Source organism: Streptomyces sp. NPDC005374, from assembly GCF_042872225.1.
Taxonomy (GTDB): Bacteria; Actinomycetota; Actinomycetes; order Streptomycetales; family Streptomycetaceae; genus Streptomyces.
On record NZ_JBIAKA010000014.1, the window covers coordinates 256,332 to 277,211 of the forward strand.

The following is a 20,880-nucleotide window of genomic DNA, read 5'->3' on the forward strand; positions in this document are numbered from 1 at the left end:
GCGCCGCCCACGTGTACAGCCCGCACCCGTCAGCACGTCGCTCCTGGTCAACGCTACGCAGAGTCCGTGACTGTTGACCGCATGAAGTCAGCAACTCCCCCGAATGGGCATATGCCACAGCACCCCGCACCCGAACGCGAGTTCACCATGCGCTTCACCTCAACCCCACGCGGTGCCCGCCTCGCCCGCAGACTGGTCTCGCACCGCCTGAACGACTGGGGCCACCCCTACACAACCCCGGTCAACGAGACACTCACCCTCATCACGGCCGAACTCAGTGCCAACGCCGTACGCCACGGCCACGTCCCCGGCCGGGACTTCAACCTCCAACTCACTCTGGCCGAGGGCACCTTCCGCATCGAGGTAACCGACACCCGCGCCGAGAAACAGCCCCCGACCACTCCCCCGGCCCCCGACTCCACATCCGAGTCCGGCCGCGGCCTGCTTCTCGTCGCCGCCCTCGCGGACGACTGGGGCGTCACGCCTCGCCCGGCCGCCCCCGGCAAAACGGTCTGGGCGGAGCTGCGGGTACCGACCGGAGGCCGCCCGCATACGCACTCGGCGGCCCTTCGTCCGGCAGACTCGGCATCGGCGTACGGGCACAACACCGAGTCGTTTGCGACTACTTCTTCACAGCGGCGCGACGACCTCGGGTTGCGGCCGGGGGCTGCCATTTCCGGAGATCGCCGTCGGTGAGCCCGTGCTCGCCCTGCTTCTGCTGGCGGTAACCGGCGAAGAAGTCCGCCGGGGACCCGCTGTAGTTCATGTCGAACTCGTTGTGCCACTGGGACAGCCACGGCTGGAGCTCCAGCAAGCCGGCGAGGAACGGCGTGATCTCCTCGGTCGACAGCGCGGTGTTGGTGAAGTACGTGGCGAGCGCCTGCGCCTGCTCCCGCTGATCCCAGCCAGCCCAGCCGTACAGCTCGGGGGTGGCGGCGTTGGTCTGCCCGTAGGAGACGAACCGCTCCTTGGGCACGTCGAGCTTGCCGCGTGCCTTCCAGTACGAGGCGCGGAGGAAGTCAGCCGAGGTGTATTTCGGCGGCACGGGGATGGAGTCCCGGATCTTCCGCTTGGCGGGCTCGTCGGGCGCGGCGTCCTCCTTGCGCTGGAGGTCCCAGACCTCTTCCCAGTCAGCGCGCTTCTTCATGCCGGAGGGCTTGTAGCGCAGGGAGGACAAGAACGGCACATGCTCGCCGGTAATCAGCTCGGCGACGACCTTGGCGAGTTCCTTGCGGGGCGCGTAGAGCTTGGCGACGGAGACGAAGTCCTCGTCACGGGAGAGGGCGTCATTGAGGCGAGCCAGGGTGAGGATGGCGGGCTGCCCGTTCTCGTCGAACCAGTGGTCGCGGTTCTCCATGCGGTCGAGCAGCCAGGAACGCAGGGCCTTCTCCTGCAAGGCATCCCAGCTCGCGTTCTCCCACCGCCGCTTAAACTCGGGCTTCTCGATAAGCCCGACAGCGCGAACTTCTTCCATTTTTCGAATACGCCGAGAAACGATTTCCTTATAGGCCGCGGACCAACGGCTCGGCATATCGAAAACTTGCGCATGCTTGTGATTGTGGTGATCGAACCATGACGTCTTCAACGTCCCATCACGCGCACCCCTTGCAAGTTTGATGGCAAACGCACGCTCAGCGGGATCAACGTCAGGGATATCCTCTGCCGAACAGCAAAGATTTTCGTCAGTCAATCCATAGGCCCAATAGAACCACCAGTCCAACTCTTCCTGGATGGCCACCATGCGCATACGAAGGCGCCGCCACTCCGCTCTCTTTTCGCGAAGATCATGGGCGGTGGGAGTGTGAGACTTGGAGGCAATTTTTTCGGGTGAACAACAAACTTGCAACGCGGACGCCACTACAGCAGATTCCCTCGCAAGTTCAGTAGGAAAGCGTGGAGGCAGTGGAAAGTTCTTAATGTTCGTAGAGTTGAATACGAAGCGGTGTTCCCACGGTTCGTCGGCACCTGCTTGCTCTGCACCGGGCCGCCCTTTGTTGTGACTAACCTGCCGCAGCCAGAAACAAGCCGTCGAACTGTTCAACAGGGCCGCAAGGTCATAGAAGTCCTGGTGTGTAGCGCCACTACTGAGCTTCACGACCGGAGCGGTGCGATTGAAGAGAGTTTCACCACGGCTAAGCGTGAAATGGTTGTGTGTAGAAATTTCACTGAAGGCCAGCGCCCACTCATGGGCTTGTCGGTCCTTGGGAAGCTGATGCCACTCCCACCACCCCTTTCCGGCCTGGGAATACGTGCTTCCAGAGCCCACAGTGCGAGACCAGAGTTCCGTACGCAGCGGCCAGAAATGCCTGACGAAGTCCGGGCTCAGCTCAGCAAAGCCTAGCGGAGCCCGATCCTCACCGTAAGGGAAGGACATGAAATCTCGATCAACGAACCCCCAGTCCCGGACCTGGTCACCGCGATGCCCCACCTTCCCGTGCAGCACACCGGCTCGCCTGGCCAATGGCCCGGAAAAGAAGAAAGTGAAGGCTTCATCAGCGTGCGTGTCACCATCGAACCCAATTCGGTACAGGAGCCCGTGACTCGAAAGTCGCGAGGAACTGACCCCTTCGATCACGCCCTGGACTTCCATGGCTGCACCACCACTGAGATTCCAGGGGTGAGACGAGAACTGTTCACGTTCCACATCCCGTGAGCTGACCCACTCTGATTCACATCCCGGAGCGTCAACCTGCTGGATAATGGCGCGCCAGACAAGACCTTCTTCGGGATCGGCAGGAGCCTTCGGCTCACTGCGAATGCCCAATACCGCTCGGACTGTCGGCGCCCGTAGATCACCTTTTCGAGAGCGGCCGAAAAGAATTACCGTGGGAGTGCCGTGACCTGGGATATACGCACCTGATGTGTCGATGATCTCCGTAAGCTCCACAGTTCGGGCGAAAAAAGCCTCAATAAGAGCTTTCCCAAACTTTCGCTTAATGAAGGAATTCGCGGTGATCTGCCCCACGAAACCGAACTCTTCTCCACTCGCTCCACCAGAAAGCGCCAGGCGAAAGAAACGTTCCGCGAATGGAACGGAAAGGCTGTACAGTCCGAAGCAACTCTTATAGAGGGACCGGTACACCTCGCTCATATTCTTGTCTTCGACCTGAATGTATGGCGGGTTCCCGACGACGACGTGATAGCGCCCTTCAGTGAGGATTCCCGGATATTCATGCACGTCTTCTGTGGAATACACAAAATCAGCGAGTGCATCGATACCATCGCTTTCGTCTCCCAGCTGCAATTCAAGTTGGCGACTCTTGATGAGGGAGTCACCTACAGCTAGACGAATCGGCCATGCATACTTCCCGGCCTCCGCCAGCGTCCGTACGCCACTCGCCGCCATGGCCGCGACCAGCAGCCGGAACCGTGCGATGGCCACCGCGAACGGATTGATGTCCACCCCGTGCACCGAGTCCAGCGCCGCCCGCACCCGCTCGTGAACGTCCTTCCCCGGCTGCCCCTCCCCCCACAGCCGCACCAACCGCCGAAACGCCCCCAACACAAAGTGCCCCGACCCACACGTAGGGTCGATCATCTTCAGTTCCTCGTACCCGAACTCCCGCACCGCCGGATTCATCGTCCGGTCGAGGATGAACTCCTCCACGAACTCCGGTGTCTGGAGCAGCGCGTACGTCTTCCGCGCCGCCTCGCTCAGATCCTGGTACAGATCCCCCAGGAACCGCGTGTCCCACCCCTCAGTACCGTCCTCGTTCAGCGGATCGGTGAAGTCATGGACGAGAACACCGCCCTCATCTCTCCCCCGCCAGAACTCCACCAACTCCCGCGCCCCGTCATGCGAAAGCGGAACCTGGTACAGCGGGTTGTGCCGCTTATCAAAAAGAAGCCGTCCCGCCTGCCCCTGCCCCAGCTCCTCGAACGCCCTCTCCAGCCACCCGCGATACGTCGGATCCTCGTCCGACTCCACATACGCGTCGTACCGCGACTCTGCCAGCTCCCGCCGGTCACCCTCCGGCCCCGTCAGATACGGCTCCGGGATCAGCCGGTTGTCCTCGCAGAACCGTACGAACACTGTCCCCAGCACCCACGCCACCGCGACCTGCGTGACCCGCTCGTCCAGCCACGAGGTCCACGTCGCCGCCGTACGCCCGAGCTTGCGTGCCTGGTCGTACTCGGCCTTCAACCGCGCGCCGACATCCCCCAGCGCCTTCACCTGGCGCCCGAGGTCGGTCTCGACCGCTTTGACCTGCTGCTTCAGGTCGTTCAACAGAGCCTTGCGGTCGATCACTTGACGTCTCCCTCGACACCACTCGCACTAGCACTTGCCACACCCTCGCCGGACCCGCGATGGGCGTTGCCCACCCACGTGTCCGGAAGCTGAATCCACTCCCCCAGGCCGGCCTGGTACGGCACGGCCACCTGTCCGAGCCGGGGCTCGCGCGAGGGATCGCTCTGCGGGACCAGGAGCCACAGCCCCCGCCCGCCCTGCCGGGCCACCGACGCGAGTCGGTCCAGGACGCCCATCGCGTCGTACCGCGCGAACACCCCGGCCTCCGTCAGCAGCACAGGCCCGGCCCCGCCGCCACCGTTGCCCAGCAGCTCCGAGATCCGGGGCTCCACCGCACCCCACGCCGTCCGCGTGTACTCCGCGAACCGCACCGCGCCCTTCGAGCCCGGCTCGGCGGCGTCCGCCTTGAGCAGGGTCTCCCAGGTGGGCTTGGTGCCGGGCGTGACCTGAGCATGCAGGGCCTCCAGGAACAGCTCCGTCACCGACACCGCATCCGTGCCCAGCCGCCCGGCGCCCAGCTCCCGCACCGCGTCCCGCACCAGCTGCTGCCGTACGGTCAGCACCCGGTACCCGTCCCGGCGGGCTGACGCGAGGAGCCGTTCCTCCGCGCGTACCGCGCCCGCGAGTTGCGGGTCGTCGGCGTACCGCGTCACCGCGCCCGTACGCGTCGACTGTCGCCACGCACCCGTCGTCAGATAGCTCGACGCGTCGTCCACCCGCGTCGGCAGGTAGCGCAGCACGCCCTCGCGTTCGTGCATGTTGAGGGACAGTTCGAAGCCGGCGTCGCGCAACGCCTTGGTGAGCGGGCCCCCCGTCGGCAGTTCGTGGTACGTGCCGCCACGCCCGTCAGGAACGACCATCTCCGGGAAGCGAGCCCGGACCCGCTCGTGCACGGCCTCGCCGGTCAGGCCCGGCTGCTGCCCCTCCGGCATTCCGGGGATCCAGCGGACGAGCCCGGCCTGCGTGAGGCGCAGCGCCCGGACCAGGGACAGATCACGCGGATAGATCTCCAGGCGCGGAGTAGCCGCAGCATTCACCGACGCCGCAGCCGCCAGCTCCACCATCCTCCGCTCGTCCCAGTCCACCGAGCCGGGCGGCACCGTCAGCGCGCCCAGCTCGGCCAGGACAGTCGCCGCCGTCGGCAGCGTGTCCAGCTTGGCCAGCCGGTCCGCCGTACGACCAAGCCGGGTCGCGTACTCCAGCAGACCCGGCGCGGTCGGGGTGTCCGGGCCGTCGTTCTCCCGTACGTCGAGGGCGAGCAGGCCTGCGCCCAGGGACTCGTCCGTCGCCTTGCGGTTCGGCTGGTGCTGGAACTCGGCCTCCTGCGGCGCCAGTTGCTCGACCTCGACCACAGCCCGTACGGCCGCCAACGCCATCGCCCGCCGCTGCTCCCGCCCCGCGAGATGCGTACCGCGCCGGACCGCCAGGGCATCCGCGATCTCCACCGCCGAGGCGACGCGCCCCATGGTCACCAGCAGATCGATGATCTCCTCGCGCAGTGCCTGGACGGCGGGCTCCGCCTTCCAGCGCTTGCGCTCGTCCTTGAGCATCTGCGGGATACGGCCATGGCTCAGCCCAAGACCCTCCGCGACGTCCTTCTGCTTCGGCCAGACACCGATGTCCGGCAGGACCCCGTGCTCGTCGGGCAGGCGCAGCAACAGCCGTACCATCTCCGCCTTGTTGCGGTTGGAGCCGTTGTTGTTGACGGCGGGCACGAAGACGGTGGCGAGGGTGTCGAGGCTGACCGAGCGCAGCGTGCGGGCGGGCAGCGCACTCGCCGACTCGCCCGCCGCGAGGTGGCCCACCAAGGCCGACTCAGCCGCCGTGAGCTGCTCCAGCTCCTCCTTGGCCTCCGCACGACCCTTCGGCGTGAGCGGCGAGACCGGGATCTCGCGTAGCCGCTCGCCCCACTCGCGCTGCCGCTGCTGGACCTCGTTGCGGGTCTTGGCGCCGAGGCCGGGGGCGTTGACGAGCTTGCGGCGGCTGTAGTCGAGCAGTTCGCCGACCGTGGTGATGCCGAGGCCGTAGAGGAAGGACTGGGCTGCGGGCGTGAGGCCGGAGACGGTCAGCGGGGTGTCGCGGGTGACCTCGGCGGCGAGGCGGTCGCGCTGCTGCTCAGCGGTCTCCGGCTCGGCGTCCGCGATCACCGCTGCGACGGCTCCCTCGGCGGGTGTCCCTTCCCCCGTGGTCGCGACGGCCGGGTGGCGGGAACGGTGGCTGGACGGGACCGTCTGGGAGGCGTCGAGGAAGACCTTGCGCCATGCGTCCCTCATCGGCTTCAGCTCGGGGAACCGCTGGCCGGCGTCGCGGTGCAGGGCCTTCTGGAAGAAGGCGACGAGACCGTCCCGTACGGCCGGGTCGAAGGCCTCGGCCGCGATGGTCGGGTACGGCCACTCCTTCGCGTCGGTCATGCGGGGCAGGAGACTGCCGTCGCCCCACTTGGGCAGCTCACCGGAGGCCATCTGGTGCAGGGTGACGGCGACGGCGTACCGCTCGGCGTGCGAGTCGTACGAGCCGCGGGTGATGACGTCGACGAAGGGGTCGAGGTAGCCGTCGGTGCCCGCGTTGGTGCTCTTCGCCGGGTAGCCGGCGAGGGAGAAGTCGATGAGGACGAGTTCACGGGTGCGGTTGGGGCGGATGCGGATGGCGATGTTGTCGGGCTTGATGTCGCGGTGCCAGACGCCCTCGCCCTCCAGGAAGTCGACGGCGCCGAAGAGGTAGTCGCCGTACGCCTCCAACTGGTCCACCTGAAGGCGGCCGTTGTCGCGGAGCTGGCGGGCGACCGTTTCCTCACGACGGCGCGGGCGGCTCCCGCCCTCGGTGCCCTGCCCGGCGTCGTCGCGCTCGTCGCCGACGTACTCCAGTGCCAGGACGGTACGGCCGCCGATCTGCAGCGGCTCGGGTTCGACGAGACGGATGATGCCGGAGTGCGGGCGCAGGCGTCCCATGGCCTCGGCCTCGCGGGCGAGGATCTCGCTGCGGCTGTCGGAGAGGGCGACCTTCAGCACGGCCAGCGGGCGGGTCCTGCGGGCTTCGGCCTGGAGGTCGCGGACGAGGAAGGCGCGGCTGGTGGAGCCGGTACCGAGGCGGCGGCGGATCTCCCACCGGCCGGCGAACAGGTCACCGGCGACGGCCTCCAGCGGGTCCTTGTCGGCGGCGGTTTCGTCATCCTCGTCGGCTAGCCCCTCCGTAGCGGTGGCCGCCTGGGCCGGGGCGGTGAGGGAGTCCTCGACGGCCTCCAGGAGTTCCAGGAACTCGTCCACGCTGGACAGGCGCTGGCCCGGCCGGTAGGCGGTGGCGGCCTGCACCAGGAAGTCCACGTCCTCCGACAGACCGTCCACCAGGGAGCTGGGGCGCAGGCCTTCCCCGGCTTCCAGTCGGGCCAGCAGCTCGGCCTGGCTGGCGGCCGGGGCCTTGCCTGTGGCCAGGAGGTAGGTGAGGACGCCGAGCCCGTACACGTCGAGGTGGACCGGGTCGGGGTTGAGGGCGGTGAGTTCGGGGGCGAGGTAGGCGTCGGCATCGTCGGCCAGGTGCATCGCGGACAGGGCCGTAGGCGCGAAGCGGGTCATGCCCTGGCCCTGGGAGGAGTCGCCGCTGCGCTGGGTGGCGATCTGCCAGTCGGAGATCTGGAGGTGCGGGGTGAGCCACGCTGCCTCCTCCCCCACCGCCTGGCCCTTCCTGCCGCGCGACCGGGGGACGACGAGCACTGAGCGGGCGGCGAGGGCTCGGTGGTGGATGCGGCTGGAGTGCGCGGAGCGCATGGTCTCGGCGAGCTGGCGGACCAGTGCCATCCGGCCGAGGATGTCCAGCTTCTCGCCGTACTGGACCAGGTATTCGTCCAGCTTCAAGGTGTCCGGGTGGTACTCGAAGATCAGCGCGGGTCCGGCCGCGTGACCGGAGGGGAAGTACTGCTTGAGCTCTACCGCACCCGGGTGCTTGAAACGGCCCAGTACCGCGGCCTCGCGCCGGGCGGCGTTCTCGACGGACTGGCGCAGGGAGGCGTCCGAGCCGCGCTCGCTGAGGTAGATACGGACGCGGGCGGCCTCGGGCAGGTCGCTGTGACGGGCGAGGTAGTCCGCCCAGGTGGGGCCGGAGTCGAAGGACTTCCGCTCCAGCTCGTACGGGCCGACCTTGTACTGTGCGTCGCTCTTGCGGATGCCGATGTGCTTGAGGGCCGTCTCGATCTCGCGCGAGCTGATCGCGGTGACGCGGCGCCGCTCGTCGCGCGGCGGCTGCTTGAGCATCTCGACCAGCTCGTCGACGGTGTACACGCCGTTCTGGTCGTGAGCGGGCAGCCGTACACGAAGGCTGTTGTCCGTGAAGCAGACGGCTTCCGCGACCCAGACCCGCTTGTTGCCGGGCAGCGCGAGCAGGCCGGCCAGCTCCTTGGCCTTGCGGTTGACCAGGTGCAGCGGGTTGCCGTGCGTACGGCGGCGGCCGCCGGGCGTGGTCTGTACCCAGGTGCCGTTCTCGGAGGTGACCGAGCCGTGCCAGTCCTTCAGCTCGATCATGCAGACGCCGCCGGGGGCGACGACCAGCAGGTCCACCTCGCGGACGTGGCCGGTGTTCGCGGTGAAGGTGAAGTTCGACCAGGCACGCCAGGGGTCGGAGTCCGGCAGCTTCTCCCGGATCGCCTCCAGGCCGCGGCGTTCGTGATCGAACTCGGACTCGGTGACCGTGACCCACCGGCCTTCCCGCATGCCTGTTCCCCGCTCCTCGTGTCCCTCGAGGTCGCCGCAGCCCGTGGTCAGACCCCTGCAGCAGATCCTAGTGGGTGCACGTGACACGAGAAGAGGTCGTGAAGAGCGGGGCTGCGGGCCATTCGCCTCGCACCGCGAAATAACACGGGCGATTTATCCCTCTTGCCCTATGAAGGTGAGACGACGAGCTCGGTGCCGCACGTCGGCGGCGCCCTCTGGTGCAGATGCGCCCGAGCCTCGATCGAAAGCTCTGCAACGCGGCACCCCCTGCACAACCTGGCACCATGCACCGCGCTGTTCGCGTCGACACCACCCAGGAGTGACAGGGCAGGCGGCCAGGTGGCGAGACAGCGGATCAACACGCCACAGCACTTGTCATACCTACCTACTAATGTCCTGGCCATGGGACTTGGGGATATCACTCGCGCAGGCGTGCTGGCTGCAGTCGCGGAGTGTCAGCACTTGGGACGCGAAACGTTTCGCCGTCGATACGGCTTCGGCCGGGCATTGACGTACGTCTTGGTCGTAGACGGAGACAGCTACGACTCGAAGGCCATAGCCGGCGTAGCTCATCTGTACTCGGTCGGCTCTCTGCTGTCGGCTGACGACTTCAGCGGAGGCGCCCACACAGTGGCACACCGTCTGCGAGCGCTCGGCTTCACCGTCAAGGACGGAGTCACCGATGCGGACCCCCCGCAGCAGGTGGAGCCGCAGATACTTCTCCAGCCTCGCGGCGGAGCTCGACTTCGAGGCGCACAGAACTTCGCCAAGTCGGTACGCCAGGGCATCCGTATCGCAGACATTCAGGATGTGCTCGGCGACCAGGCGCCCACGCTGAATGTTCTCTATCCGGACGGGGTCGCCCGACTCTGGGGTGCCACTCCCACGGCGCAAGCCAACAACGAGAAAGTGCGAGCCCTGCGAGATCGCCGTGTCGGCGACGATGTGTACTTCTACACGGCGAACCACTTCTTCGCTCGCGCGCGCATTCTCCACCTGTTCACCAGCTCGCCTGTGGCACGGAGGGTCTGGGGAGTCGACGATGCCAACGCCACCTGGGAACACATCATGGCGCTTGGGGACGTCGAGGAATTTCCCACTCCTGTCCTCGCAGCGCCCCTGCTGCGACAGATGGACGTTCGGGCACCTCTGTGGAGCCTTACTCTGCGGTCCTCCGAGATATACCGCAGCGTCCTCCCGCTCCTACCAGCGAAGAGCCGACCGGTAGTTCCGTCACCACCGACGCCGCCTTCAGACACAATCACGTCTGACCAGCTCACCGCGGAGGGCCTGCTGCAGCAGTTGGGCTCCCTCCGCACTCATCGTCAACCAGGAAGCAAAGCGCCCAGCCGCCACCAGCCGTTGGCCTTGCTGTGGGCGATAGCCCGGATTTCCGCGGACAGTCCACGTCTGACACCGTGGTCCCTCTTCCAGGCGGAAGTGAGCCCGCTCCTCGACGAGTTCGGACTCCCGGGTTCCAAAGTCACCCCCGAGTACCCCTTCTGGCATCTGCGTGGCAGCGGCCTCTGGGAGGTGCACGGGATACAGCAGGACGCCGGATCTGTGCCGGGAGCAGGCGCCTTCGACACGATCCAGCCCGTCGCCGGCCTCACCCATACAAGCGCTGAACTACTGAAAGACCCCCTCATCCGTCTGCAGGCCGTGATCAAGGTGTGCAGCACATACTTCGACGGTGTCGACCAGCGTGCGTTGCTCAGCCGGGTGGGCCTCGCCGGGTACGCCACGGCTGATGGCCTGCTCGACGGGGACGAGGACGCGGACGGCCAGGAGGATGCCACGTCGACCGAGCGGGCGACCGGTCCGGCTGCGCGACGGACGCGCACCTCCTCTCAGCTTGTTCGCGACGCCGCGATCGCCCTGCGGGTCAAGGAACTGCACGGTCACGCCTGCCAGGTCTGCGAGACACGCCTGCAGTACAAGCGCAGACCGTACAGCGAGGCCGCTCACATACGCGGCCTCGGGAACCCTCACGACGGTCCGGACGAGCTGCCGAACCTGCTCTGCCTGTGCCCCAACCACCACGTTCTCTTCGACGGGCTCGAAATCTACGTCGATGTAGACGGCGTCGTGAGGCATACACACGGGGGCGAATCGGCGGGGCTGCTTCGGCAGCACGATGGTCATCACATCGACGAAGCACACCTGGACTACCACCGGACTCTTTGCGAACTCAACAGGATCACGAAGAGCTGAGCAGCGGGTCACACGGCCGTGCCGCTCGGCCACCCGCGATGCGCATCAAGGGTGAGCCGCTCCATGCGCCGAGCCCAGCAGGATCCGGTCACGCGTCAGACCGACACGACCTGTCGTGTCGGTCCACCCGCCAACTCCCGCAGTTTCTCCCGCGTCTCGGGATCCGTCGCGTACACAACGGTGCCCACCATGCCCCGGGTCAGAAGCACCTTGTAGGTGTTGCGGATCAAGCGGTCCACGTCAGCGTCGGAGGTGGACCGCTTGAAGACGGGATCCTTCGACGCCGCACGGTCGGTGACCCAGCGATTCTCGCGCCAGAGCAGGTCGGGGCCGACGATGACACCGGACCAGTCGTACTCGAAGCCCTGAGCGGTGTAGACACAGCCGACCTGTCCGAAGCCCGCCGGGTCGGTGGCCCACAAAGCGGCCGGCGGCGCGCCGGAGACGGAACGGTCGCCCCGCAGGTTCCAGGGGCGGGCCCAGTCACCGATGACGACATCGGGCGGCAGCGGAGCGCCGGGCTTGGGCTCCGGGGACCAGCGCCAGCTGTAGCCGGCGGACATGCGCGCACCGTAGCCCTCGGCTCGTCGGGCCTCCAGGAACGCCTCCATCTCCTGAGGGCTGTCGGCGACCAGGAGCTGCATGCGGCCGTCGGGTTGCCAGATGACCGGGCCCCCTGCCTCCAAGCCGAGGAGCCGTACCACCCATCGCAGGTACGCGTCGCTTCCGCCGCAGCGGAACTGACTGTCCAGAGGGACCACACGGCACGGGATGTCCCGTTTCGCCGCCGCCTCCTCGATGTCGGCCACTGTGCCCATCTCGCCGGGGCGGACGACCTGGTGCTCGTCGAGGAAGAAAACGGGCACGTACGCGACATCGATGAGTTCGTCGATCTGTGCCCTGCCGGTACGGTTCTCGGCGCGCGTGTACCGGTTGGCCGAGGTCTCCCGGATGCGGTGTGCCTCGTCGCAGATCAGCGCGCCCAGACTGTTCTTCTCGGCCGTCATGAAGCTGTTGAAGTACTTGAACAGGTCCTGGACTTCACGCTTGCGCGCTCCGGCGATCTTCCTCATCGTCTTCGTGAACGACTGCGAGCCGGTGGCGTGCAGAGCAGGAACTCCGCGCCGGTAGAGCTCTCCGAGAAGCTGCAGAGCGATCACACTCTTGCCGGTGCCGGGGCCGCCCGTGACGATGACGACCTCCTTGCGATCGGCGTGCTTCGCCTTCTCCACCGCGTTGAGCACCAGGCGGTACGCGACCTGCTGCTCGTCAAGGAGGACGAACTGGGTGCGTTCGCGCACCTCCTCGGCAGCCACGGACATGAGCTGCTTCGACGGCACCTTGGCACCCGCAAGAAGTTCGTCCGCGGCCTGACCCCCCGGATGCTTGGCACTCAGCCTCGTACGAAGGTGATCGAGAAAGGCACCGCGACGTTCCTCGGTGAAGAGCAGTCCGTGGCCGTCACGCTCGATCTCGCGCAAACCGGTCACGCCGAACTCGGTGGCGTTGTGCAGATACGCCACTCCCGCCATCCTCTGGCCGTGTTCAGCGACCGCACCATTGAAATTGACGAGGTAATCGCAGTAGCGGCGCACCTGCTCGATGGGGTTGAGGACCGGCTGGGCATACGCATCGACATGGCACAGGGTCGGGTCGTCCTCGTGAGGAAGTGCCTGACTCCACTGCTTCAACTCCACCACGACGTACGACGGTTCGCCCGTGACCGGATGAACTCCCGCGAGCACCACGTCTGCACGCTTACTGTTCAGCGGGAGCGAGTACTCCAGCATGACCTCGACGTCGCCCAGGCCGGCGTCGTTGAGCGCGGCGGTCAGCCGAGGGATGCTGCGCTCCCAGGAGCGCACCTCCGATACTCCGGGCCGATATCCGTGCATGTGGATGAACTGGTCGGTGAGGTGCAGGAACAGCGAACCGTCGAGTGCCATGACGGCGACCGTTTTCGCGGACGCGCGGAACAGCAAGGACTTCCCCCAGGCAGCACGAAGAGACTCGTGCGGGTGGGGGCATGTCCTTCGAGACTCCACCGGGGTGGAGCGGAAGCCCGTCGGGCCGCGTTGACGATGTGTCCGAGGGTACCTGGCGGTACACACAGTCGTACCGGTGATGGCCAGTGGCGGCAGCGCACGCCGTGCCCGGTCTCCCCTACCGATGGCCGTATGCCGACGTGCGTGGCAGCCTCTGGCCCCTAAAGCCGACGCGGCCGACCTCGACGGCGCCCGCGTCATCCCGACGGATGCGGCGGGCGCAAGGGTCAGCAACGGATCAGGAACCCTCCGCGGGCATCAGTCCGCCCTCCGACTCGATCAAGTCCCCTGCGGCGAGCAACGCGTCGATGTCACCCGTCAACGCGTCCCGGATATCAGCGCCGAGCCGCGCCCACCCGAAGAAGCGGGCGACCTCGCGCAACAGGTCCTCGCGATGCACCCCCGGTCCTTCGTCGACCACGTTCCTGAGGACTAGCTGCCGCTCCGACACGGGGACCTCCGCCACTCGTCGGGCGCACCGCTCCGTCGGTGTGCGGGCGAACTCCGTCTCGTGGCCGGGCCTGTCGTACGCCGTACCGACGTGGACGATCTTGCCCTGCTTGAGCAGGCGGCGAAGAGCACGGTCGATGCGGTCGCGAACCACCTGACCGGCTCGTCCGAGACCCCACGCGAGACGGACCCGGGTGTAGATCACCTCTTTCTCGACGGGTCCTTCCACCTCGACCACACACAGCGCCACATCCGCCACCACGTCGAGGGCCTCGGGGTCCTGCAACTCCACGGCTCGCATACCGCGCTGTCTGCTCGACCTGTCACGTGCCTCAGCCAACAGGTGAAGGTCGACCTCCTGGTAGGGACGGCTCCAGGGCGCAGGGCCGACGACGACAGGCACGAACTCCACTCGCGAGACTCCCGGACCGCCGGACACCTCTCCAGGCCCCCCGCCCTCCGTGCTCACGGGCCCCTCCACAGCCTCCGCCGTGCTGTCACCGTTGTCGCCGCTTCCAACCGCCCTCACGGGTGGCGCCGCTCGCACCGCGTGCGGATCCTCCGCGCACGCAGCCTCCACCGCGGCCCGCAACCGTGCCATCGCATCGCGCCGGTTCCGGTACCAGTCCGTACCCCAGATTCGGTGCAGCTTCCAGCCAAGGTCGCGCAGGACCGCTTCCCTGAGCCGGTCACGGTCCCGAGCCGCCCGGGAGGAGTGATACATAGCGCCGTCGCACTCGATACCCAACGCGTACGTACCGGGGGCGCCCGGGTGCCGTACCGCCATGTCGATACGGAAGCCGGCGACCCCCACCTGCGGCTGGACCTCATACCCCCAGCCGCGCAGGACGTCGATGACCTCCTCTTCGAAGGGACTTTCGGGAGCCGCATCCGGATCGGCGGCCGCCGTCTGAAGGATCGCAGGACCGTGCTGGGCGTACTGCAGGTACCGCTTGAGGTGCTGCACGCTCTTGTTGCCGCTGTCCGGCAGATCGCCTCCGTGGAAGGAGGCGACGACCTCCATGCGACGCCGGGCGCGGGTCACAGCCACGTTGAGGCGCCGCCAGCCGCCCTCCCGGTTGATGGGACCGAACGTCGACAGCAGCTTGCCCCGGTGGTCGGGACCGTAGCCGATGGAGAGGATGATGACGTCGCGCTCGTCGCCCTGGACGGTTTCGAGGTTCTTGATGAAGAAACCGTCGAGCCGTCCCTCCGTGAAGTGGTGCTCGAGGTCCGGGCGGGTCTCCCTGGCCTTCTGCACCGCCTCCTCGATCGCCTCCGCCTGTGCCTTCGACAGTGCGACCACGCCGAGGGTGTGCTCGGGGCGGGTGTCGAAGTGGTGAAGGACGCGCTGGGCCACCTTGGCGGCCTCGAGAGGGTTGTCGCTGCTCCCGCCGCGGTCGTAGACGCCGTCCGCCTTGATGAACTCCACGCCGATGTCCGGCCCTTGTTCCAGTGCGCCCGGGAACGTGACCATGGAGTTGTCGTAGAAGTCGTGGTTGCTGAAGGCGATCAGGTTCTCGTGTCGGCTGCGGTAGTGCCAGCGCAGGGGCAGTCCGCGCAGGACTCCGCTGGCCTTGCACATGTCGAGGATGGACTCGAAGCTGTCGGTCGCGTCCTCGTCCCACTCGTCATCGTCACTGTCACTGGCTGCGGCGAAGAAAGAAGTCGGCGGGAGCTGCTTCTGGTCACCCGCCACAATGAGAGCCTTGCCCCGGTAGACGGAGTTCACCGCGTCCTGGGGCAGCACCTGGGACGCTTCGTCGAAGATGACGACGTCGAACTCGAAGTCCGGCGGTAGGAATTGACTGACCGTCAGTGGGCTCATCATGAAACAAGGCTTGACCAGCCGTACGACGGCGCGTGTCTCCTGCAACAGGTGCCGCACGGGCATGTGACGGCGTTGCTTCTCTGCTTCGCGGCGGATCACGGCGGCCTGACCCACCGATGTCCGGCGGGGAATGCGGGAGTTGCAGGCGGCGATGACCTCGGCGTGTGCTGCCGCCACCAGGTCCTGATCCGCCCTCTGGAAGCGCTCCACCAACTGGTCGCGTTCCACCGCACGCATCGGCTTCAGCCTCCCGTCGGCAGCGAGTTGGTGCTCGACCCACGCGGTGAGCACTGCGCGTTCCATCGCTGCGGGGAAGTCCTCGGCGGAGACCTCTCGACGGGCGAGCTGGTCGGGCAGCCCGTCGAGGTGGTATCGGCGTAGCAGGGTCCGTGCGTTGGCGCAGCTGGTCCAGGCTTCCGGGCCGGAGGGGTCGCAGTCGAGGCGGGACAAGACGGACTGCGCTGCGGTGAGGGATTCTGCGAGTTCGCCTCGAAGCTCCTCAGCCCGCTCAGGCTCGAAGTAGCCGGCGAGTGCCTCGCGCCGGCCGCGCCAGTCGTTGGCGCGAGCCCCAACGGAAGAGTCCGCGGGTGCAGTCAGTACCAGCCGGGCCGCCGCCTGCGACAGCGGTGCGGAGTGGCCGGCGTGCGCGGTACGGCGTACCTTCTGGGCCCAGTCCAGCGCATCCAGGACTGCATCGCGGTCTGTCTCGGGGCCCTGGTAGAGGGAACCGAGAAGGTTTCGATACGAGGTGTCGTTCTCCGCGAATGAGGACTCGGCGGCGCGGGCGGAGACGACGGCTGCCACCGCTTCCCTGGCCCGGGACAGGGTGAGGCCAGTCGCCGCGTCGATGACGCGGGCGGTTGAGCGGATGAGGTCGGCCGCGTCTTCGAAGGGCTCCACATGCGCGCGAAGCCAGCTCGCCGCCCGTTCGAGGGGGCGCACGGCGAGTGCCGTGCCGACCGCCGCGACCTGGGGCTGCCTGGTGTACGCCTGCCAGAGGTCCAGGTCACGGCGGATCTGGTCCGTCTGCGCGAGGAGTTCGCCCGGTTCGGGTCGTTCGTCGGCCAGTACGTCGACAAGGCTGACCCGAAGTACTGGTTCCGAGAGCGTGTCGGGTGCGAGGCGCGCGACCAGCCGGGCGGAGTCCAGAGCGGTCCGCAAGGCCTCGGTGTGAGGGTGTCCTTCCGCAACGTAGCGGCCCAGCAACTCGCGCTGTTGCTCGGTGGCGTACGGACCTGGTCGCTGTCGTGTCAGGTCGAGGCCACGGAGCAGGAGCTGCCCCATGGGCTCATAGCCCGTCACGCTGTTGGGCGCAGCGTCCCGCAGGTCTTCCGCCTGTGTGTCGAGGCCTTGGTACCAGGGGCCCAAGAGGCTGCGGTCAGTTATCGCCTGAGCGGCGAACGCGGCTGTCTCCTTCAATGCTGAGTGCGCGGCCGTGACCGCCGTGCGCGCGGAGGCGAGCGTGTGCTCGGAACCGGGTCCGTTGTCCCGACGCCCGACCGAGGACACGGTGTCCAGCAGCGCAACGGCCTGTCGCAGCGGGGCGACGTGGGCCCGCAGCCACCGGGCGGCGTCATCCAGCGGCTGCTTGGCAAGGGCCGCCGCATGCGGCGCCAGCGATGGGCTGTCCAAGTCCCTTCGCCACGTTGCGAGTTCACTACGCAGTGCTGTGCCCTGCTCGACGAGCGCGGGGTGTGGTTCCCGACCGTCGGCCAAGTGAGCCGCCAGCGTGCTCCGGCGGTAGGGGTCCGCGACAGTCTCCGGTGCAAGCTTGTGAACCGCTTGGGCGTGCGCGAGTGCTTTGCGCAGTGCCGGGACGTCGGGCAACACCGTGCCGCGATAGCGGCCGATCAGTTCGGCGTGAGTCGTGGCCAGCGACCGCAGCTTCCTGTGCGTGGTGAACCATGCGTCGGCGAGTGGCAGCTTGTCGTAGAGTTCGCCGCGCCATGAGCCGCCGTGCGTCAGTCGGGCCATGAGCTTGCGGTCGGCCCGGACGCCGCTGGACAGCATGCCGGTGAGTCCCTGACGGCCCTCCGTGAGCCGGTGGATCACTTCGCGCAGTTCAGGCGTGGAGAGGATGTCGGGCAGGAAAGTGTCGCCTGCCGCTTCCGCGGCAACTGCCAGTTCTTCGGCGGCCGAGGAGATCTCCGCGACAGCTGCCTGGACACCGGGAAGTGTCCGGGGGTCGAGCCATGCTTCGAGCCCGCGGTCCTCGGCCGTGGCGAGCACTACGAGCGTGGCCAGGTCCTCGGCTTCGGATGTCGCCTTCGGCCGACCGCACCCGAGGCGCTCGGACACCGAGTCGGCGTGTTTGGCGGCCATCTCAAGTGTGTCGGCGAGCGTGTCGAACCGTTCGGCCAGGTCTGCCGCTTCGCGGCCGGTCAGCGACGCGATGTCCGCGCCCGTCGGTTCCAGTGTGGCAAGGGCCTGCTCGTTGGCCGGTCGTCCTGCGCTCAGTTCAGGGCGCAGTTCAGCCCACCCCGGCCCCGCCTGGTCGGTAGCGAACGCCTGGGCGGACAGCACCTGGTGCTGTCGTGAGAAGAAGTCGCTCAGTGCGTCGGCGATGCTGCGCACGGCCGCTTCCTCCGCCCGCGCAGGACCGTCAGGGACCAACCACTGCTCAAGAGGACGGTGTTCAGTGGCGGCCACGGCGAGCAGATCACACAGATGACGTGCTTCATCGGGAGTGCCGGGATTCGTGAGCCCGGCGATGTGGCTGACGCGGGTGAGGCTCTGCAGAGTCCTCTCCAACACACCAGCGGTGGCGCCGAACTCGCCGGCGAACTGTCGCGCTCGCTCTTCCGTGAGGCCGGCGAGGTCGAGACCGCGCGGCGCCATCGCCGAGAGCGCCTTCTCAGCCTCACCGGGTTCAGCCCTCAGCCTGGTGGACAGTTCTTGCCACCGTTCCCCCACTGTCGCGCGGACGGCGGTGCTCGTACGTTGCACCTTGCGCAGCTCGACCAGGAAGGTGTCCACCCGGTCGTCCACCTCGTCTGCGAAGGCATCCGTGGTCAGCCAGGCTTCGGGAACAGGGCTTCGCACGTCGAGCAGCCGCAGAAGCGCAATCAGACGGTCGATTCCACTCTGATCCGTGACAGGCGCTCCCTCGGACGCGAGGTCTCGGTAACGGTCGACCGCCGTCGCGAGCGCGTCCCGCGCCGCCTGCGCCTGCTCCAGCACAGGACGTGGATGGGGCATACCCACCCGCAGGTGACGCCAGGGGAACGACGGATCGGCAACCGCCTCCCAGGCGTCGGACATGACTTTCGTCGCCTCGATGATCAGGCGCAGGTCCTCGCCGCTGAACGTCTCGGCGTGAAACCTCGTCTCTGCCTCCGTGGAGATGTCGTCACCCTGGCTCAGGTAGGCCACCGGCGCCTCGGACAGCCGCCCGACCAGACCGAGCACGTCGTGCAGGGTCCGTCCCAGCGGGTCGCGGACCTCGTTCATCGCTTCGGCGTAGGCGCTGAGCGTGAGGCGCAGTTCCTTGGCCTGCGCCAGGGTCTGCTGTGACAGTTGTGGTGCGCGCGTCTCCTCCGCGAGCGCCCGACCCAGCTCCTGGGCCACCGCTTTGCGGCTGGTGTTGTGACTGTGAAGCGCAAGGGCGTACGAGTGCAGTCCGACCGACTTCAGCCGGTCGAGGACGACGTCGAGGGCCGCCGCCTTCTCACTGACGAACAGCACACTCCTGCCCGCGTGCATCAGACCGGCGATCATGTTCGTGATCGTCTGGCTTTTGCCTGTGCCGGGAGGACCGTCCAGAACGAACGACTGTCCAGCTACGGCGGCGGCGACGGCCTGCCTCTGTGAGGCATCGGCGTCGAGCACCAGCGGGCTGTCCTCCGGCGGACTCAGTTCGTCGATCCGGTCGAGTTCGATCTCCTCGAAGTCGAAATGGTCGGAGGCCAGTCCGGAGTCCGGCCCCAGCGCCATCGCCCGTACAAGGTCGCTGCCCAGAACGCGGTCCTCGTTGTCCAGCAGGTCCTGGTACATCGACTCCTTGTGAGAGGCGAAGAGCGCGAGCACCACGCGGTCGGAGACCTGCCATCCGGGTTTGCCGGCCACCGCGCGAGTCGCGGCGGAAAGCACCGCCTGCAAGTCCGTGGGGTCCTGCTCGACGACCGGCGTCCAGTCGATATGGAATTGCTGCAGCTTCGCTTTCAGAGCCGGGTTGAGACGCGATTCCTCGACGTCGCTGGCCCTGAGGCGGATCCGGCCGTTGCGCGCTCGCTCGATGACGACCGGCATCAGAACCAAGGGGGCGTCGCTACTTGTCTGGGCTCCGTCCTCACACCAACGGAGCATGCCGACACCGAGGTTGAGGGTCCACAGACCGTAGTCGTTGAAAACCTGCGTGGCTTTGGCCCGCAGGCTGTTCAACGCACGCGAGAGAGAAGGCGCGGTGGTCTTCTGGGTGCAGATTCCATCGGCGCGGTCGCCCTTCTTCGCGAGGACGACATCGCCGGTCCGCGTGGCCTTGCCGGTCTCCGCTTCCTCGTCGGGTAGCGGCGCGAAGTCCCAGCCACGGCCGAGGCCTTCGAGGAGTTCCTGCGCGGACGGGATCGAGATCTCCAGCGTGGCCGACTTGGTGTGACGGAAGTTGAGGAGCCGGTTGCGGCCACTCAGGTCCACCAGAGAACTACGCCAGCTCTCAAGCATCGACTTGAGGCGGTCGATCTCCTGGCTGCCCCCGAAATCACCCGAGTTCGTCACGCTGGCCCCTGATGTTGTCGCCTCTGGGCCAACGGAGCATGTGCGTCGACGGCAGTCCCCTCTGCCTCCAACGCAAAGCGCGGCCACAGACGTCCGTACTGTCCTGGTGGCCGCACAAGTCCCGCTGATCCCCCCTGAATGCGGAATTGTACGGTCAGTTCACCAGTGCGTGAAGCGTGAACTACGAACGGTTTCCTCAGCGCTCGCGAAACCTCGGTGCGCCCGCCTGGCGCAGGCGTCTCCTGCAGGTCCTCCATCGAACGCAGCCACCTCGCCTACGGCCCGTCGGTCAGGTCAGACGAGTCGGGCTGTACGCCGGAGAGGCCTTCGGCCGTCTCGCCTCGTCCGGCCTCTGCGAGATCTCCCCCGTCAGGAGTTCATCATCCAACTCGCCTCGCCGTACGGCGACATGAACGTCCTCCTCCCCTTCCGTGAGAGCAACGGCCGTGCCCAGCGGGCGTTCCTTGCCCAACGAGGACCGACGGGGATACGTCCTGAACTGGTCAGGCATGGGCCCTCAACGCAACGAGGACGCCTCGGTGAAGAGCTTCTTCGGTGACAACCACCTGTTGGAGCAGCTCCTTGAACCGTTCCGGGTTCGGTAGGGACTCGATCATTTGAGAGGATCGAGTCATGGCACGCCCTTCCCCTTACCCTCTTGAGCTGCGCAGACGAGCG

At 67.0% G+C, this 20,880-nt stretch carries 6 protein-coding genes; 2 read left to right on the top strand and 4 right to left on the bottom strand.

Features of this window, described 5'->3' with window-relative positions; translation table 11 throughout:
• The first annotated feature begins 111 nt into the window (after positions 1-111).
• Positions 112-696, top strand: coding sequence for an ATP-binding protein (locus ACFYRX_RS32645; RefSeq protein ID WP_389107506.1), 585 nt, complete (start codon positions 112-114; stop codon positions 694-696).
• Here the strand turns inward: ACFYRX_RS32645 and pglX are convergent.
• Together pglX and pglW are read right to left on the bottom strand one after the other, a co-directional pair.
• Positions 623-4,249, bottom strand: a complete 3,627-nt coding sequence (gene pglX, locus ACFYRX_RS32650) for a BREX-2 system adenine-specific DNA-methyltransferase PglX (RefSeq protein ID WP_389107510.1) — start codon at positions 4,247-4,249, stop codon at positions 623-625. The two genes, ACFYRX_RS32645 and pglX, sit on opposite strands and share 74 nt — an antisense overlap.
• Positions 4,246-8,949, bottom strand: coding sequence for a BREX system serine/threonine kinase PglW (gene pglW, locus ACFYRX_RS32655; RefSeq protein WP_389107513.1), 4,704 nt, complete (start codon positions 8,947-8,949; stop codon positions 4,246-4,248). The genes pglX and pglW overlap by 4 nt, the downstream gene beginning before the upstream one ends.
• Positions 8,950-9,351: 402 nt before the next feature.
• Here pglW and ACFYRX_RS32660 point away from each other — a divergent pair, with 402 nt between their 5' ends.
• Positions 9,352-11,163: an HNH endonuclease gene (locus tag ACFYRX_RS32660; protein WP_389107515.1), complete on the top strand. Its 1,812-nt coding sequence runs from the start codon at positions 9,352-9,354 to the stop codon at positions 11,161-11,163.
• Positions 11,164-11,258: 95 nt separating this feature from the next.
• Here ACFYRX_RS32660 and ACFYRX_RS32665 read toward each other — a convergent pair whose 3' ends face one another.
• Positions 11,259-13,145: a DNA/RNA helicase domain-containing protein gene (locus ACFYRX_RS32665; protein WP_389107518.1), complete on the bottom strand. Its 1,887-nt coding sequence runs from the start codon at positions 13,143-13,145 to the stop codon at positions 11,259-11,261.
• Positions 13,146-13,446: 301 nt separating this feature from the next.
• Positions 13,447-20,202 carry a DUF3320 domain-containing protein gene (locus tag ACFYRX_RS32670; protein ID WP_389107521.1) on the bottom strand — a complete coding sequence of 2,252 codons (6,756 nt, stop codon included), beginning with the start codon at positions 20,200-20,202 and terminating at the stop codon, positions 13,447-13,449.
• Between the last annotated feature and the right edge of the window lie 678 nt (positions 20,203-20,880).